20 protein-coding genes are annotated in these 16,911 nt (G+C 69.8%); 12 read left to right on the plus strand and 8 right to left on the minus strand.

Annotated features, from left to right (window positions below; all coding sequences use genetic code 11):
• Positions 1-94: 94 nt before the first annotated feature.
• The gene (locus AC07C1_RS28810; protein ID WP_478943638.1) at positions 95-1,441 is read right to left on the minus strand and encodes a nicotinate phosphoribosyltransferase; all 1,347 of its coding nucleotides are present in this window, start codon (positions 1,439-1,441) and stop codon (positions 95-97) included.
• A 57-nt stretch (positions 1,442-1,498) separates the two neighbouring features.
• Between AC07C1_RS28810 and clpS the strand changes: the two genes are divergently transcribed.
• From clpS to AC07C1_RS28850, 8 genes are all read left to right on the plus strand, one after another.
• Positions 1,499-1,816, plus strand: coding sequence for an ATP-dependent Clp protease adapter ClpS (gene clpS / locus AC07C1_RS28815; protein WP_093720801.1), 318 nt, complete (start codon positions 1,499-1,501; stop codon positions 1,814-1,816).
• Between the two features lie 13 nt (positions 1,817-1,829).
• Positions 1,830-2,435 carry a DUF2017 domain-containing protein gene (locus AC07C1_RS28820; protein WP_478943640.1) on the plus strand — a complete coding sequence of 202 codons (606 nt, stop codon included), beginning with the start codon at positions 1,830-1,832 and terminating at the stop codon, positions 2,433-2,435.
• A 340-nt stretch (positions 2,436-2,775) separates the two neighbouring features.
• Positions 2,776-4,212 (plus strand): amino acid permease, encoded by a 1,437-nt coding sequence (locus AC07C1_RS28825; protein WP_478943641.1) that lies wholly within the window; start codon positions 2,776-2,778, stop codon positions 4,210-4,212.
• A gap of 134 nt (positions 4,213-4,346) precedes the next feature.
• Positions 4,347-4,769, plus strand: a complete 423-nt coding sequence (locus AC07C1_RS28830; protein WP_478943643.1) for a M67 family metallopeptidase — start codon at positions 4,347-4,349, stop codon at positions 4,767-4,769.
• Positions 4,770-4,848: 79 nt separating this feature from the next.
• A complete protein-coding gene (locus tag AC07C1_RS28835) occupies positions 4,849-4,944 on the plus strand; it encodes a putative leader peptide (protein WP_356021866.1) in 96 nt (31 codons plus the stop codon).
• 114 nt (positions 4,945-5,058) lie between these two features.
• Entirely contained in the window at positions 5,059-5,337 is a 279-nt protein-coding gene (locus AC07C1_RS28840; RefSeq protein ID WP_478943645.1) for a MoaD/ThiS family protein, read from the plus strand.
• A gap of 17 nt (positions 5,338-5,354) precedes the next feature.
• Positions 5,355-6,305: a PLP-dependent cysteine synthase family protein gene (locus tag AC07C1_RS28845; protein WP_478943646.1), complete on the plus strand. Its 951-nt coding sequence runs from the start codon at positions 5,355-5,357 to the stop codon at positions 6,303-6,305.
• 176 nt (positions 6,306-6,481) lie between these two features.
• Positions 6,482-6,943 carry a hypothetical protein gene (locus AC07C1_RS28850; protein ID WP_478943648.1) on the plus strand — a complete coding sequence of 154 codons (462 nt, stop codon included), beginning with the start codon at positions 6,482-6,484 and terminating at the stop codon, positions 6,941-6,943.
• Between the two features lie 22 nt (positions 6,944-6,965).
• On the opposite strand, the gene AC07C1_RS28855 is transcribed toward AC07C1_RS28850, so the two are convergent.
• Complete coding sequence (locus AC07C1_RS28855; protein ID WP_478943650.1) at positions 6,966-7,424, minus strand: type II toxin-antitoxin system PemK/MazF family toxin; 459 nt, start codon at positions 7,422-7,424, stop codon at positions 6,966-6,968.
• A gap of 275 nt (positions 7,425-7,699) precedes the next feature.
• On the opposite strand from AC07C1_RS28855, the gene AC07C1_RS28860 reads away from it, so the two are divergent.
• Positions 7,700-8,452: an MBL fold metallo-hydrolase gene (locus tag AC07C1_RS28860; RefSeq protein ID WP_478943652.1), complete on the plus strand. Its 753-nt coding sequence runs from the start codon at positions 7,700-7,702 to the stop codon at positions 8,450-8,452.
• An 88-nt stretch (positions 8,453-8,540) separates the two neighbouring features.
• On the opposite strand, the gene AC07C1_RS28865 is transcribed toward AC07C1_RS28860, so the two are convergent.
• A complete protein-coding gene (locus AC07C1_RS28865) occupies positions 8,541-9,809 on the minus strand; it encodes a PTS transporter subunit EIIC (RefSeq protein ID WP_478943654.1) in 1,269 nt (422 codons plus the stop codon).
• A 230-nt stretch (positions 9,810-10,039) separates the two neighbouring features.
• A complete protein-coding gene (locus AC07C1_RS28870; protein ID WP_478943656.1) occupies positions 10,040-11,359 on the minus strand; it encodes a PTS transporter subunit EIIC in 1,320 nt (439 codons plus the stop codon).
• 185 nt (positions 11,360-11,544) lie between these two features.
• Between AC07C1_RS28870 and AC07C1_RS28875 the strand changes: the two genes are divergently transcribed.
• The 3 genes from AC07C1_RS28875 to AC07C1_RS28885 all read left to right on the plus strand — a co-directional run bounded on the left by AC07C1_RS28875 (position 11,545) and on the right by AC07C1_RS28885 (position 13,142).
• A complete protein-coding gene (locus AC07C1_RS28875) occupies positions 11,545-11,778 on the plus strand; it encodes a PTS sugar transporter subunit IIB (protein WP_366010034.1) in 234 nt (77 codons plus the stop codon).
• A gap of 101 nt (positions 11,779-11,879) precedes the next feature.
• On the plus strand, positions 11,880-12,617 hold the full coding sequence (rph, locus tag AC07C1_RS28880) for a ribonuclease PH (RefSeq protein ID WP_478943659.1): 738 nt from the start codon (positions 11,880-11,882) through the stop codon (positions 12,615-12,617).
• 126 nt (positions 12,618-12,743) lie between these two features.
• Complete coding sequence (locus tag AC07C1_RS28885) at positions 12,744-13,142, plus strand: prefoldin domain-containing protein (RefSeq protein ID WP_478943660.1); 399 nt, start codon at positions 12,744-12,746, stop codon at positions 13,140-13,142.
• A gap of 28 nt (positions 13,143-13,170) precedes the next feature.
• On the opposite strand, the gene AC07C1_RS28890 is transcribed toward AC07C1_RS28885, so the two are convergent.
• From AC07C1_RS28890 to AC07C1_RS28905, 4 genes are read right to left on the minus strand one after another with little or no spacing between them, the layout of a single operon-like run.
• Positions 13,171-13,914 (minus strand): DUF1707 SHOCT-like domain-containing protein, encoded by a 744-nt coding sequence (locus AC07C1_RS28890; protein WP_478943661.1) that lies wholly within the window; start codon positions 13,912-13,914, stop codon positions 13,171-13,173.
• Between the two features lie 9 nt (positions 13,915-13,923).
• Entirely contained in the window at positions 13,924-14,913 is a 990-nt protein-coding gene (locus AC07C1_RS28895; RefSeq protein WP_478943663.1) for an ABC transporter ATP-binding protein, read from the minus strand.
• A 2-nt stretch (positions 14,914-14,915) separates the two neighbouring features.
• Entirely contained in the window at positions 14,916-15,692 is a 777-nt protein-coding gene (locus tag AC07C1_RS28900) for an ABC transporter permease (RefSeq protein ID WP_478943702.1), read from the minus strand.
• A gap of 37 nt (positions 15,693-15,729) precedes the next feature.
• On the minus strand, positions 15,730-16,530 hold the full coding sequence (locus AC07C1_RS28905) for an ABC transporter permease (RefSeq protein WP_478943665.1): 801 nt from the start codon (positions 16,528-16,530) through the stop codon (positions 15,730-15,732).
• Positions 16,531-16,911 lie beyond the last annotated feature (381 nt).

Here is a 16,911-nt window from a genome sequence, read left to right on the forward strand (position 1 = left end):
GGGTGTCCTTCGACTGAGAGTGAAGTAACTGAGCCTAGAGACTTCCGGCCCCGGGCGGGAGGGGGCGTTCGAGGGGGCGGACGGCGTTCCCGCTCTAGCTACCCGAGCGCCCGTGGACGTACTCCGTCGGAATGACGGGTTCCCCTCGGGACAGCTGGGTCGCGGACATGGGCAGGCTTTCGCGGGCGGCGATGTGGCGGTCCCGCGGCACGTCCAGCGGCTCCCGGGCGACCACCCCGCCCTCCTTGACCAGCTGCACCAGCAGCTGCCGGTCGGCCAGCTCGGCCGGGACCGGACCGGTGCCGACGACCTCGGCCGCCACGATCCCCTCCTCGTCCAGCCGGCGAGCCGCCCACTTGCGGCCCCCGATGGAGGTCTTGCCGCCGGTGGACTTCTTCGCGACCGGCACCAGCGGCGCCTTGGGGTCGGTGGTCTCGGCGCGGGCGACCAGCTTGTAGACCATGGAGGCGGTGGGATGCCCGGAGCCGGTCACCAGCTGGGTGCCGACGCCGTACGCGTCCACGGGCGCGGCGGCCAGCGAGGCGATGGCGTACTCGTCCAGGTCCGAGGTCACGACGATCTTGGTGTTCGTCGCGCCCAGCTCGTCCAGCTGATGGCGGACGCGGTGGGCCACCAGCAGCAGGTCGCCGGAGTCGATGCGGACCGCACCCAGCTCGGGTCCGGCCACCTCCACCGCCGTACGGACGGCTTCGGTGACGTCGTAGGTGTCGACGAGGAGAGTCGTGCCCCGGCCGAGGGTGTCCACCTGGGCCTGGAAGGCGTCCCGCTCGCGGTCGTGGAGCAGGGTGAAGGCGTGGGCGGAGGTGCCGACGGTCGGAATGCCGTAGCGGAAGCCGGCCGCCAGGTCGGAGGTGGTGGCGAAGCCGCCGATGTACGCGGCCCGGGAGGCGGCCACGGCGGCCAGCTCGTGGGTGCGGCGCGCGCCCATCTCGATCAGCGGGCGGCCACTGGCGGCGGAGGCCATGCGGGAGGCGGCGGACGCGATCGCGGAGTCGTGGTTGAGGATGGACAGGATCACGGTCTCCAGCAGCACGCACTCGGCGAAGGTGCCCTCGACCCGCATGATCGGCGAGCCCGGGAAGTACACCTCGCCCTCGGGGTAACCCCACACGTCGCCGCTGAAGCGGTAGTCGGCGAGCCATTCCAGGGTCCGCTCGTCGACGATCTTCCGCTCGCGCAGGAAGGCGAGGACGCCCGCGTCGAAGCGGAAGTTCTCCACCGCGTCCAGGACGCGTCCGGTGCCGGCCACCACGCCGTAGCGGCGCCCGTCCGGCAGCCGCCGGGTGAAGACCTCGAACACACTCCGCCGTTCGGCCGTACCGGCCTTCAGGGCGGCCTGCAACATGGTCAGCTCGTACTGGTCCGTGAAGAGCGCCGTCGAGGGAACGTCCACCGGCAGCCCAAGGTCCGCTGTGTTCATGGCGATAGATGCTACCCCCATTTCGTCAGTGTGACGATTTTTCCTCGCCGTGGCAGCATGGGCTGTGTGACGTCACCCGCGCCCGTAGAGATCGAACGCACCGAGTCGGCGGAGGAGGTCTTCGCCGTACCCGAGCCCGACGTCCCCTGGGTCACCATCGTCCACAACGACCCGGTCAACCTCATGAGTTATGTGACGTACGTCTTCCAGACGTACTTCGGCTACCCCAAGGACAAGGCCACCAAGCTCATGCTCGACGTCCACCACAAGGGCCGGGCGGTCGTCTCCAGCGGCACACGCGAGGAGATGGAACGCGATGTGCAGGCGATGCACGGCTACGGTCTGTGGGCCACCCTGCAGCAGGACCGGAAGTAGCGAACCCACTTAGATGCCCGGACTTTTCGAACCGCTCCCCGGCGGCGGCGCGGCCGTCGCGCTCGACGACGTCGAGATCTCCATCATCCGGTCGCTGGCCGTGCAGCTCCTGGAGCTCGTCGGTCCCGGCCCCGGTGCCGACGCCTCCGGCGATCCGCTCGCGGAGCTGTTCGCCGAGGGCCCGAGCGAGCCGCCCGCCGATCCTGTCCTGCGCCGGCTCTTCCCGGACGCCTACAGCGACCCGGAGAAGGCGCCGGACTCGCCGGCCGAGGCCGAGGAGCGGCGGGCGCACTCCTCGGAGTTCCGCCGCTACACCGAGAACGACCTCAGGGCCGGAAAGCGGGAGAGCGCGCTCGCGGTGATCCGCACCCTGGACGCGCTCGCCCCGGTGGACGAGGGCGGGGCGGTGCTCAAGCTGTCCCCCGAGGAGTCGCGCAAGTGGCTCGGTGCCCTCAACGACCTGCGGCTCGCGATCGGGGCCCGGCTGGAGATCACCGACGAGGACGACACGGATCTGCTCTACCGGCTCCCGGACGAGGACCCGCGCAAGCCGATGGTGATGGCCTATCTGTGGCTGGGCGGCCTCCAGGAGACCCTCGTCACCACACTTATGCCCTGAAGGTGACGATTTTGTGTTCGCTCAGCGGACGCTCAAATCCGGATAACGATCCCGTCACCGTTGCGGCCTGTTTTGACGCATTCGAGCGCTCTTTGTCCACTTTTACCTGTGCGATGCGTCACAGCGCGCCTCTGTGATCAGTATTGCGGCCGTGATAAATCTTCACGACCGCCCGGCCAACACCACCCATGTTCGGCCGGGTGCGCCACCGAGCCGGCGACCGTCGGCCAGGCACGGGCGGGCTTGCGAAAGCCGCCCAGCTCCATCAATCCGGGGGGATCGAAACCCGATCCGAGGCCGACGAAAGGCCCGGTTCGGCATGGAGAAAGGCGCACCACACATGACCTCAGCGCAGGTCGACCAGCATCGCGACGGCAACGAGGCCGTGCGGGCCGAGGACAGCGAGGGCGGCGAGGGGTATCAGCGCGGGCTCGGAGCCCGGCAGATCCAGATGATCGCCATCGGCGGTGCCATCGGCACCGGCCTGTTCCTCGGTGCGGGCAAGGGCATTTCCAAGGCCGGTCCCAGCCTGATCCTGGCGTACGCCATCGCGGGCCTCGTGATCTTCTTCATCATGCGGGCGCTCGGCGAACTGCTGATGTACCGCCCGGTGTCGGGTTCGTTCTCGGAGTACGCGCGCGAGTTCATCGGCCCGTTCGCGGGATTCGTGACCGGATGGACGTACTGGCTGTTCTGGGTGGTCACGGGCATCACCGAGGTCACCGCCGCGGCCGCCTACATGACGTACTGGTTCGACATCCCGCAATGGGTCTCGGCGCTGATCTTCACGGTCGTGCTCTACGGCGCCAACCTGATCTCCGTGAAGCTCTTCGGTGAGCTGGAGTTCTGGTTCTCCATGGTCAAGGTCACCGCGATCATCGGCATGATCCTGATCTGCGCCGGCATCCTGACGATCGGTTTCTCCGACGCCGGCGACACCGCCTCCGTGAGCCACCTGTGGAGCGACGGCGGCTTCTTCCCGCACGGCGTCGGCAGCACGCTGATGACCCTGCAGATGGTGATGTTCGCCTTCCTCGCCGTCGAGCTGGTCGGTGTGACCGCGGGCGAGTCCAAGGACCCCAAGACCGTGCTGCCCAAGGCGATCAACACCGTGCCGTGGCGCATCGCCGTCTTCTACGTCGGCGCGCTGATCATGATCCTGTCGGTCGTGCCGTGGACCCAGTTCCACCCGGGCGTGAGCCCCTTCGTGGCCGCGTTCCAGAAGATGGGCCTGGCCGCGGGCGCCGGCATCGTCAACTTCGTCGTCCTCACGGCCGCGCTGTCCTCCTGCAACTCCGGCATGTACTCCACCGGCCGCATGCTGCGCGACCTCGCGCTCAACAGCCAGGGCCCGAAGTTCTTCACCCAGCTGACCCGCAGCGGTACCCCGCTCGCCGGCACGACGTTCTCCGCCGCGCTGATGCTGGTCGGCGTCTGGATCAACTACCAGTGGCCGGGCAAGGCGTTCGACTACGTGGTGTCCTTCGCGACCATCTCCGGCATGTGGGCCTGGATCGTCATCCTGGTCTGCCAGATCCGCTACCGGGCGAAGGCCGACCGGGGCGAGCTGCCGCGCAGCGAGTTCCGGGCGCCGGGTGCGCCGTACACCAGCGTGTTCGCGCTCTTGTTCATCCTCATGGTGATCGTGATGATGGGCATCGACAAGGACGCCCGCGTCTCGCTGTACTGCGCCCCGCTGTGGGGCGCGATCCTCGCCGTCGCCTACTGGGTGCTCAAGCGCCGCAACCCCGAGGCCGCGGCCTTCCGCAAGCGCTGACCCCCGGAAAAGGACGTCCGGCCGCCGGAAGCACTCGTGGTTCTCCCGTCGGCCGCCGCTCAGGACGTCCGCCATGTGGGCCGTCCCGTACCACAGCTCGGTACGGGACGGCCCCTTTGCTTATCCTGACCCCCATGCTGACCATCACCCAGGCCCTGTACGACCAGATCGTCGCCCACGCGCGCGAGGACCACCCCGACGAGGCGTGCGGCGTGGTCGCCGGCCCGGAGGGGGCCGGCCGCCCCGAGCGCTTCATCCCGATGCTCAACGCGGCCCGGTCGCCCACCTTCTACGAGTTCGACTCGCAGGACCTGCTCAAGCTCTACCGGGAGATGGACGACCGCGACGAGGAGCCGGTGGTCATCTACCACTCCCACACCGCGACCGAGGCCTATCCCTCCCGGACCGACATCGGCTACGCCAACGAGCCCGGCGCCCACTACGTCCTGGTCTCCACCGCGGACACCGACGGCCTCGGTGACTTCCAGTTCCGCTCCTACCGAATCCTGGACGGGGAGGTCACGGAGGAGGAGGTCAAGGTCGTGGAGGCGTACTGATCTCAAGGCTTGGTCGAAATCCGTCCGTCATGTGGGATCACACTCCGGGACCCGGTCCGGGAATCGATACGATGAGCCCATGGTTCTCAACGACGTGAGCGAGAAGGCGCCGGGCATCCTGCTCGTGGCGCGGCTGCACGTCGATCTGTGCAGGCTGAACAGCGCCATCTGTTGACGTTCCCCGCCGCCGTACGGCCGCTGCCCGCGGCGCTCCCCCAGTGCCCGAAGCCCGGGGGGACCCAGGCACGCACACCGAATCGACGAACCCTTCCGACAGGAGCCCGCAACCATGGCCATCGAGGTCCGCATCCCCACCATCCTTCGCACCTACACCGACGGCCAGAAGGCGGTCGATGGCGCCGGGGACACCCTCGCCGAGCTGTTCGCCGACCTCGAGACCCGGCACGCGGGCATCCAGGCCCGCATCGTGGACGGCGACCAGCTGCGCCGCTTCGTCAACGTCTACCTGAACGACGAGGACGTCCGCTTCCTGGACGGCATCAACACCAAGCTGTCCGACGGCGACAGCGTGACCATCCTGCCGGCCGTCGCCGGCGGCATGGCCTGATCGGCCGCTGAGCAGCGATGCGCTACGACTCCCCGCTGGCCGCGGTGGGCAACACCCCTCTGGTGCGCCTGCCGCGGCTGTCGCCGTCCGCCGACGTCCGGATCTGGGCGAAGCTGGAGGACCGCAACCCCACCGGCTCGGTCAAGGACCGTCCCGCCCTGCACATGATCGAGCAGGCGGAGAAGGACGGCCGGCTCACCCCGGGCTGCACGATCCTGGAGCCCACCTCCGGCAACACCGGCATCTCCCTCGCCATGGCGGCCAAGCTCAAGGGCTACCGCATCGTGTGCGTGATGCCGGAGAACACCTCGCAGGAGCGCCGGGACCTGCTCGGCATGTGGGGCGCCGAGATCATCTCCTCCCCGGCCGCGGGCGGCTCCAACACCGCCGTGCGGGTGGCCAAGGAGCTGTCCGCCGAGCATCCCGACTGGGTGATGCTGTACCAGTACGGCAACCCGGACAACGCGGGCGCCCACTACGCCACGACCGGCCCGGAGATCCTCGCCGACCTGCCCTCCATCACCCACTTCGTCGCGGGCCTCGGCACGACCGGCACGCTCATGGGCGTCGGCCGCTACCTGCGCGAGCACCGGCCGGACATCCGGATCGTCGCCGCCGAACCGCGCTACGACGACCTGGTCTACGGCCTGCGCAACCTCGACGAGGGCTTCGTCCCCGAGCTGTACGACGCCTCCGTCCTCACCACCCGTTTCTCCGTCGGCTCGGCCGACGCGGTCACCCGCACCCGTGAACTCCTCCAGCAGGAGGGCATCTTCGCGGGCGTCTCCACCGGCGCCGCCCTGCACGCGGCGATCGGCGTCGGCAGGAAGGCGGTCAAGGCGGGGGAGAGCGCCGACATCGTCTTCATCGTGGCCGACGGCGGCTGGAAGTACCTGTCCACCGGCGTCTACACGGCGGCCACCACCGAGGAGGCCATCGAGACGCTGCAGGGACAGCTCTGGGCATAGCCCGGACCGAGCACGTACCGGCCCCCTCCTCTGAGGGGGCCGATCCCATGAGGCGAGCGTCTGCTTCTCCTTCCACCTGCGAAGGTGTGGATCCGTTCACACCGGTGGTACGTCACATCTGCACCAGGCGGCCGGTCGGCCGGCCACGTCAGACGGACGGCAGAAAGGCGGACCCCATGCGCCGTACGACCCTCACCGCACTCGCGGCCACGACGCTGCTCCTCGCGGGCTGCGGCTCCCAAGGCGGCGGGGACACCGGCAGCAACGGCAAGGTGTCACCGGCCCCCGCCACCCGCTCGCCGAACCCGACCGCCGGTGCGTGCGAGACCCGGCTGGAGCTGACGGCCGCCGACAACGGCCGTACCCTCTGCGTGACCGAGGGCGGCGAGGTCCGGCTCACCCTGGACGGCACCAGGGCCCGCCCGTGGAAGCCGGTCACCGCGAGCGGCGCCGGGCTGAAGGCCACCAACGCGGGCTTCGTCATCCTGCCGGGCGACGCCACGGCCGCCTACCAGGCGGTGGCCGCCGGAACCGTGAAGCTGGTCTCCTCCCGCCCCCTGTGCGCCGAGCCCACCGCTCCCGGGCAGGTCTCCTGCAAGGGCGTCCAGGAGTGGACGGTCACCGTACGGGTCCGTTGACCACGGGTCTGATACGGGTCCGTCAACCGGCGAGGTGCCGTACCTGGTCCCACAGGACCGGGTCGACCACGCCCACCCGGCGCCGGAAGGCGCCCACCGGGACCTGGCGCAGCTCGTCGGTCTGCAGGAAGCTGGGGCGGCCGCCGGCGTCGCCGACCGCGCCGGGCGGCAGCGGGATGACCCCGGCGCGTTCGTCGTGGTACTTGCTGGTGATCTTCGCGACCGTGGCCCGGTCGCCGCGCACGGCGAGCACCAGACAGGGCCGGTCCTTCACCTCGGGCCGGTCCTCGTAGGGGACGTTCGCCCACCAGATGTCCCCCGGGGCCGGCCGCGCGGCGTGCGCGGCCCGCGTGCCCGCGCGGCCCGGCGGCCGCAGCCGCCGCCCGCCGGGCCGGCGGCCGCGCCCCCAGCCGTCGACGAGCGTGGCGACCAGCGCGAGCAGTACCACCGCCGCGAGCGCCAGCCACCAGGACGTGTCCATACGACGACGTTACCGGCGCGCGCTCCACCTCGCGCGCCCTCGGTCCCGTGATTTCCCGGCTTCGCTCGAACAGGCGGCGCCGTCACCCCTGGTACGTCCCGGTTCCAGCCGAACCGGTGACAGCACAGGTGAGTTCGCCCACAACGGCCCCTGGCGGAGGAGCGACCCGCGCTTTCGCGCCTTACGCTCGACGCACCGCACGACCCCTGTCAGCCCGCATCCTTCAGGCTCCTGTTCCCGCCCACCGGTTTCCCGCCAACGGAGGTTTCTGCTTCATGAAGCTCACCGTCGTCGGCTGCTCGGGGTCGTTCCCGTCCGCGGAATCGGCCTGCTCGAGCTACCTCGTCGAGGCCGACGGCTTCCGGCTGCTTCTCGACATGGGCAACGGCGCCCTCGGCGAGCTGCAGCGCCACTGCGGTCTCTACGACCTCGACGCGATCTTCCTCAGCCATCTGCACGCCGATCACTGCATCGACATGTGCGCGTACTTCGTCGCGCGTTATTACCGGCACGACGGCGGCCGCTGCGATCCGATCCCCGTCTACGGACCCGAGGGCACGGAGCACCGGCTGACCACCGCGTACGCGGACACCCCCTCGGCCTCTTCCATGAGCGAGGTCTTCGACTTCCACACGGTGAAGCCGTCGACGTTCGAGCTCGGCCCGTTCACGGTGCACACCGAGCGGGTCCGCCACCCCGTGGAGGCGTACGGCATCCGGATCGAGCACGGCGGGAAGTCCCTCACCTACTCCGGCGACACGGGCGTCACCGAGACGCTGGACGAGCTGGCCCGGGACACCGACCTGTTCCTGTGCGAGGCCGCCTTCACGCACGGCAAGGAGAGCATCCCCGACCTGCACCTCAACGGCCGTGAGGCGGGCGAGACGGCGGCCCGCGCGGGTGTCCGCCGCCTGGTCCTCACCCACATCCCGCCGTGGACCGACCCGCAGGTCAACGCCCGTGACGCCCGCGAGGTGTTCACCGGACCGGTGGAACTGGCGGCGCCGCGACAGACCTACGAGCTCTGAGGCCTTCGGCCCGGCCCGAGGTGCCGCGCACGCGAAGGGCCCCGGAACCTCCTCGGTTCCGGGGCCCTTCGAAGCGTCCGGGGCCGGACTACTTCGCCTCGGCCTTCCGCAGTTCCGCGAGTTCCTCGTCGGACTCGCGGCCCGGCGTGGGCAGATCGAACCTGGTGATCGCGAAGCGGAAGATCACGTAGTAGACGGCCGCGAAGCACAGGCCGACCAGGACCAGGCCCCACGGGTTCGACGCGATGCCCAGGTTCAGCCCGAAGTCGACCGCGCCCGCCGAGAACCCGAAGCCGTCCTTCATGCCCAGCGCCCAGGTCAGCGCCAGCGAGACACCGGTGAGGACCGCGTGGATGGCGTACAGGACCGGCGCGATGAACATGAAGGTGAACTCGATGGGCTCGGTGACGCCGGTGACGAAGGACGTCAGGGCCAGCGAGAACATCATGCCGCCGACGACCTTGCGGCGCTCGGGCCGGGCGCAGTGCACGATGGCCAGACAGGCGGCCGGCAGGGCGAACATCATGATCGGGAAGAAGCCGGTCATGAACTGGCCCGCGTGCGGGTCACCGGCCAGGAAGCGCCCGATGTCACCGCTCTTGCCGTGGTATTCGCCCGCCTGGAACCACGGGAACGAGTTCAGCAGGTGGTGCATGCCGATCGGGATCAGCGCACGGTTGGCGACACCGAAGATGCCCGCGCCCACCGCGCCCGACTTGACCAGCCACTCGCCGAAGTTGTGCAGGCCGGTGCCGAGGACCGGCCAGATGTAGCCGAAGACGATGCCTATGAGGAGGCCGGCGAAGGCCGACAGGATCGGGACGAGACGACGGCCGCCGAAGAAGCCCGCCCAGTCGGGCAGCTTGGTGCGGTAGAAGCGCTGGTAGAGCAGGGCCACCACGAGGCCCATCACCACACCGCCGAGGACCTTGGCGTCCACCGGGGCGTTCTGCATGACGACCTTGCCGTCGACGGCGGTCGCCACCTTCGGCAGGTTCTTGTCGGTGAACGTGGCGAGGACGTTCTTGAAGACCAGGTAGCCGGTGACCGCCGCGAGGGCCGTCGAGCCGTCCGACTTCTTCGCGAAACCGATCGCGATGCCCACGGCGAACAGCAGCGCCATGTTGTCGAGGATCGCGTTGCCGCCGGCCGCCATGAAGGACGCGATCTTCGTCAGGAACGCCGGGAAGGAGGGACGTCCCAGCATGTCGGTGTTGCCGAGGCGCACCAGGAGGGCGGCGGCGGGCAGCACGGCCACCGGCAGCATCAGGCTGCGGCCGATACGCTGCAGCACAGCCATCGCGCCGGCGCCCTTCTTCTTCTGGTCGGCCGCGGGAGCGGCGCTGGCCGTGGTCACAACTTCCTCCATTGGGCAAGGCGCCGCCCGGGGAACCATGGAAGGGGACGGCAGCGTCTCTGGTCTACACCACTCAGTGGTGTAGACCTGTTGTAGCACGATGAAGGCCGTATGAGGAACTGCCAGATCCGCTACCGCGGCACTACGCGCCGTGCCTGCCGAAGGGCCGCTGCGCAGGCACGGCGAAGGCCCCCGGACCGGCGGTCCGAGGGCCCGACTCCCTTGCCGTGTCAGGTCTTTGTGACGTCCTCGACGTCCTCCGCCGGCTCCCGCCCCGGTGTCCTCAGGTCGAACCTGGTGATCGCGAACCGGAAGACCGCGTAGTACACGGCCGCGAAGCACAGGCCGATCGGGATCATCGCCCACGGTTTCGTCGCCAGGTTCCAGTTGATGACGTAGTCGATCAGGCCGGCCGAGAAGCTGAAGCCGTCATGCACCCCGAGCGCCCAGGTCACCGCCATCGACACACCGGTGAACACCGCGTGGAAGGCGTACAGCCCGGGTGCGATGAACAGGAACGAGTACTCCAGCGGCTCGGTGATGCCGGTCACGAACGAGGTCAGTGCCACCGAGAGCATCAGGCCGCCGATCTCCTTGCGGCGCTCCGGCCGCGCGCAGTGCGTGATCGCCAGTGCGGCGGCCGGAAGCGCGAACATCATGATCGGGAAGAAACCCGAGGTGAACTGACCGGCGTTCGGGTCGCCCGCGAGGAACATGTTGATGTCGCCGTGCACGGGCTTGCCGCCCGGTGGTGTGTAGGTGCCGAACTGGAACCAGATGGGCACGTTCAGGAACTGGTGCAGGCCGATGACGAGCAGCGCCCGGTTGGCGACGCCGAAGATGCCGGCACCCCAGGAGCCCGCGTCCCGCAGCCAGTGGCTGAAGCTCTCCAGGGCGGCGCCGATCGGCGGCCAGATCCACAGACAGACGGCGGCGAAGACGATGGCGACGAACGCCATGATGATGGGGACGAGCCGGCGCCCGTTGAAGAAGCCCAGCCAGTCCACCAGTCTCGTGCGGTGGAAGCGGACCCAGAGGAAGGCCGCCAGCAGGCCCATGACGATGCCGCCGAACACCCCGGGATTCTGGAAGGTGAACGGTGTCACCGCGCCGACACCCGCGCCGACGCTGATCTGGCAGCCGATGTCCGGGACCGTCTTCGAGCCGCCCGGGCACTGCTGGGGGAACTGGTGCAGGACGCCGTAGTAGACGAGGAACCCGGCCACCGCCGCGAGCGCCGTGGAGCCGTCCGCCTTCTTCGCCATGCCGATCGCGACGCCCACGCAGAACAGCAGGGGCAGACCGAGGGACCCGTCGAGCAGCGCGCCCCCCGCGCCCTTCATCACCTTCGAGACGTCGGTCCAGCCCAGGCCCTCGTCCCCGAAGACGTCCGGCTGTCCCAGCCGGTTCAGAATGCCCGCGGCCGGGAGCACCGCGATGGGCAGCTGGAGGCTGCGGCCCATCTTCTGCAGGCCCTGGAACCACCGGTTCCAGCGCTCCCGGGCCGGACTGGCCGGGTGCTCGGTGCTCCCTGCGCTCTCGGCGCTCATGGGCGTCCTCCGGCGACTCGACTCGGACGCGGTTTGGCGACCGTCCGCACGGTGGTGTAGACCAGTTGGCGGACGGTTCCGCTGTCGTGATCGTCATCATCCGGCACGTCCGGCATGACCGCTCGCGAACGTGGGCCAACTGTGGGTTACTGCGACAAAGCGGTTTCGGATCAGGGAGAAGCAACATGGCCAGCAAGGCTGAGAAGATCGTCGCCGGGCTCGGCGGCATCGACAACATCGAGGAGATCGAGGGCTGCATCACCCGGCTGCGCACCGAGGTCTCCGACCCCTCGCTGGTCGACGACGCCGCCCTGAAGGCCGCCGGCGCCCACGGCGTCGTCAAGATGGGAACCGCCATCCAGGTCGTCATCGGCACCGACGCGGACCCGATCGCCGCGGAGATCGAAGACATGATGTGAACCGGTCCGGCCACCTTGCCGTGGCCGTCGTGGTTCACCTGTAAGGGGCTCTTCCCCCCACGGGAGGAGCCCCTTCCATCACTCCGGATAGGCTCGTCGCCATGTCTCGCATCGACGGCCGTACCCCCGAACAGCTCCGCCCGGTCACCATCGAACGCGGATGGAGCAAGCACGCCGAGGGCTCCGTCCTCGTCTCCTTCGGCGACACCAAGGTCTTCTGCACCGCCTCCGTCACCGAAGGCGTCCCGCGCTGGCGCAAGGGCAGCGGAGAGGGCTGGGTCACCGCGGAGTACGCCATGCTGCCCCGCGCCACCAACACCCGCGGCGACCGCGAGTCCGTCAGGGGCAAGATCGGCGGCCGCACCCACGAGATCTCCCGGCTCATCGGCCGCTCCCTGCGCGCCGTCATCGACTACAAGGCGCTCGGCGAGAACACCATCGTCCTCGACTGCGACGTCCTCCAGGCCGACGGCGGCACCCGCACCGCGGCGATCACCGGCGCCTATGTGGCGCTGGCCGACGCCGTCGCCTGGGCCCAGGGCAGGAAGCTGATCAAAGCCGGCCGGCAGCCGCTGACCGGAACCGTCAGCGCCGTCTCGGTCGGCATCGTCGGCAAAGTGCCCCTGCTCGACCTGTGCTACGAGGAGGACGTGCGCGCCGAGACCGACATGAACGTCGTCTGCACCGGCGACGGCCGCTTCGTCGAGGTCCAGGGCACCGCCGAGGCCGAGCCCTTCGCCCGCGAGGAGCTGAACGCCCTGCTCGACCTCGCCGTCACCGGCTGCACCGAGCTGGCCGCCTTCCAGCGCGCGGCCCTGGAAGCCACGCTCGGGAAGTAAAGGGACCTCCAAGACACCCGGTCCACGCGGGCAACCCGCACCCCCCTCCCCGGCGTCCTAGGGATACGGGCGCGCGGCCCATCGCCGTGCGCCCTGCCAGCCGTACCAGGGGAGGGACCCACCATCATGGCCGCCAGCCGACGCCGCGGCGTCACCACCATCGCCGCCGCCGTGGCCGCCGTCGCACTCACCGCCGGCCTCACCACCGGCTGCGACGCCGTGAACAAGGCCCTGGACTGCGTCCAGACCGCCGACTCCATCGCCGACAGCGTCACCGACCTCCAGCAGGCCGTGGAGAACGCCGCGAACGACCCGGCCCAGGCCGACGCATCCCTGGACGCCATCGAGAAGAACCTCGGGAAGATCGGCGACAAGACCGACGACACCGACGTCAACAAGGCGGTCGACGACCTGCGCAAGGCCGTCGACAACGTCCGGACGGCGATCAGGAACGGCGACGAGACCCCGGATGTCGGCCCGGTCACGGACGCGGCCGGCGAACTGACCAAGGTCTGCACGTCGTAGAGGACGCTTGCGCGGCGGCCGGGAACAGTCAGTACTCCGCGTCCCGCCGCCGCCCGCGCCCCTCGCGGCGCGCCCGGTGCAGCTCGTGCCGGGACTCCCTGCGCTCCAGCCGCTCCTGGCCGCGCTGCTCCCTCAACCGCTGCCGCTCGGCCCGGGTGACCTTGCGCTCCACGCCGACCCCGGCCCAGAACGCGAACCCGCCGATGACCACCCGGGGGGCGCCCGGCTCGGGCGGGCCGTCGTCCCGCGGATGCTCGAAGGCGCCCATCACACCGATGCCGCGCACGACGACCTCGACTCCCGGCGGTACGACGACCTGGACCCCGCCCATGATCGCCACACAGTTGATCTCGACCTCACGGTCCGCGAAGTCCGCCTCCCGCAGGTCGATCTCGCCGCCGCCCATGAAGGCGAAGCAGTTGAACCGCTTCGGCACCGTCCAGCGGCCCTTGCGTTCGAACCCCGACAGGATCGCGACCCCACCGGTCGAGGAGCCTTCACCCCCGACGATCCGGCCCGCCCAACCGCCGCTCCCCGCCGGTGCCTTGGCGAAGGAGACGGAAGTGGCCGCCGCCGCGGCACCGGCCGCCGGCAGATCGCGGGTGAGCGGCGTCAGCTCGCCGTACGTACGCGCCTTGTACGCCGCCTCCAGCCGCTCCTCGAACTCCTCCATGTCGAGCCGGCCCTCGGCCAGAGCGTCCCGCAGGACCTCGGCCACCCGTTCACGGTCGGCGTCGGACGCCCGGAGATCCGGGACTGCGTCGTCGGTCATGACAGCAGCCTACGAGACGGCCTTCTCCGCGTACATCTTGGCGATGACGGCCTCGATGTCCGGCTCCCGCACCGACAGGTCCACCAGGGGATAGTGGGCCGCCAGATGCGCGACCAGCGGCGCCGCGGACTGCCCGGCGGGGAACGCCAGCCACTGCCGCGGCCCCTCCACCCGCACCACCCGCGCCGACGGCACCTCCACCGGAGCCAACTCCCGCTCCAGATCCACCACCAGCGTCCGTTCGCTCTCCCCGGCCTCGTGCAGCCCCGCGAGCGGACCGTCGTACATCAGCCGCCCGTGGTCGATCACCATCACCCGCGAACACAACTGCTCGATGTCCTGCAGATCGTGCGTGGTCAACAGCACGGTCGTACCGCGCTCGTCGTTCAACTCCCGCAGGAAGCCCCGCACCTTGGCCTTCGACACGACGTCCAGACCGATCGTCGGCTCGTCCAGGTACAGCACCTCCGGATCGTGCAGCAGCGCCGCCGCGATGTCCCCGCGCATCCGCTGTCCCAACGACAGCTGCCGCACCGGAACGTCCAACAGGTCGCCCAGCCCCAGCAGTTCCACCAGACGGTCCAGGTTCTCCCGGTAACGTACGTCCGGGATGCGGTACATGCGGTGCGCCAGCCGGTACGAGTCGATCAGCGGCAGGTCCCACCACAGAGTCGTCCGCTGCCCGAACACCACCCCGATCCGGTGCGCCAGCCGCCTCCGCTCCCGGGACGGGTCGATGCCCGCGACCCGCAGCAGCCCCGCGCTCGGCGTCAGGATCCCGGTCAGCATCTTGATCGTCGTCGACTTCCCGGCACCGTTCGGCCCGATGTAGCCGACCATCTCACCGCGCGCCACGGTGAAGGAGAGCGAGTCCACCGCCCGCACCTCACGCCGCTCCCGCTTGAGGAACCCCGCCTTCCTGCGCACCTCGAAGACCTTCTCGACGTTCTCCAGCGCGATGAAGCCGTCGCCGGTCCCGATGAACTCACCGTCCGTCACTGCTAGCTCCCTGTGCTCCGATACGAACGAAGTCCCGCCCGCCAGGCCAGCCCCGCCAGCGCACAGCACCCCACCGCCACCAACGGGGACGCGAACGCCGTCCACTGCGGCAGCTCCAGCGGATACGGCCGCCCCAGCACATAGGTGGCGGGCAGCCAGTTGACGAAGGCCAGCGGCAGCACGAAGGTCACCCCGCGCACCAGCTCCTTCGCGAACACCGACGGTGGATACTGCAACAGCGTCGTACCGCCGTAGGTGAAGGCGTTCTGCACCTCCGAGGCGTCCTGCGCCAGGAACTGGAAGGCCGCCCCGGCCACGAAGACCGCGCAGAAGATCCCGCCTCCGCTCACCACCATCACCGGCATCAGCAGCAGCTTCAGCGGCGTCCAGTCGACGTCGAGCCGGGTCACCGCCCAGCCCAGCACGAGCGCGCCCTGCGTCACCCGGCCCAGCCGCCGGAGCGCGAACCGGTCGGCCGCCACCTGCGCCAGCACCGGCGCCGGACGCACCAGCAGGGTGTCCAGCGTCCCGTCGCGCACCCGGCGCCCCAGCCGCTCCATCGACCCGATCACCAGGTCGGCCAGCCCGAACGAGGTGCCGGACAGGCCGTACAGGAAGGCCACCTCCGGCAGCGACCAGCCGCCGAGGGCGTCCACCCGGGAGAACATCAGCATGATCGCGACGAAGTCGAAGAACGTCGCCGCGAAGTTCCCGAACGTGGTCATCACGAACGAGGCGCGATAGGCCATCGTGGACCGGATCCACATCCCGGCGATCATCCGGTACGCGCGCACGCCCTCCGCCAGCCGCCCGGGCTCACCCACCCTGGACCACCACCCGCCGCGTCGCCGCCGACTGCAACAGCCGCCCGGCGCCCAGCAGCACCACCGCCCACGCCCCCTGGAACAGATACGTGCCGAGCGGATCCGCGTGTCCCAGCAGGATCTCCGCCGGCGCCTGCAGCAGCGAGGACCACGGCAGGGCCCGTACGACCTCTCCGAGCACCCCCGGGAAGACGTTCAGCGGAAGCAGCATGCCCGAGCAGAAATACCCGGCGAGCCATGAGATCTGCGACACACCCGTGCCGTCCAGCAACCAGAACGCGCTGAGCGCCAGCAGGAACCGGATCCCGAACCCGACGAGCATCGCCAGCAGCACGGAGACGAAGAAGGCGACCCAGGTGCCGGCGTCGGTCGGCAGATACACCGGAAAGCACAGGGCGCCGAAGACGAAGGGCACCAGCCCCCGCCCCAGCAGCTGGAAGAACGCCCGCCCCATGTCCGCCGCCAGCCACCACAGCTGCAGGTCGGCGGGCCGGTACAGGTCGATCGCCACGTCCCCCGTACGGATGCGTTCCATCAGCTCGCCCTCGACGCCCCCACCACCGATCGCGAGCGTCGACAGGAACGCCTGCCCCAGCCACACGTAGGTCACGACCTGCGGCTGATCCCAGCCGCCCAGGTGGGGCTTCTCGTCCCACAGCGCGCGATAGGTGTACACGAGAATCAGCCCGAACACCGTGTTGGTGAACACCCCTGCCGCAGTGGCGGCCCGATACGTCGCGTACCGTCTGAATCCCCCTATCGCGACGGCCGCGTACAACCGTCCCGCGCCCACGCCAGTCGACCTCCTCGGACCGCTCGACACCGAAGCGCAGGAGCCTAGTCCGGAGGCCCGGCGGCCGGCCACGCATTATCCGTGCCGGAAGCGTGCCGGAATCCGGGAACGGAATGCCAGGTGCGAGAGTCTTCAATCAGGGGGCGCAGAAGGCGTACGAGGCGTACGGGAACGTACGACGCGAAACAGGAGTCCGTGCACGACATGAGCGACGAGCCGCAGCCGCAGCAGCCGAACGAAGGCGTGGCACCGGAAAAGCCGCTGCCGGCTCAAGGGCCCGGGACCCCGGGGGGCCGCGCGGAGACGGCCGCCGAGGGGGGCGAGGGAACGGGGAAGGCCGAGGGGGGCGAGCCGCAGGCACGGCCCCGGGGCGCCGGCGAC

The sequence above is a fragment of the Streptomyces sp. NPDC045022 genome, assembly GCF_056432605.1.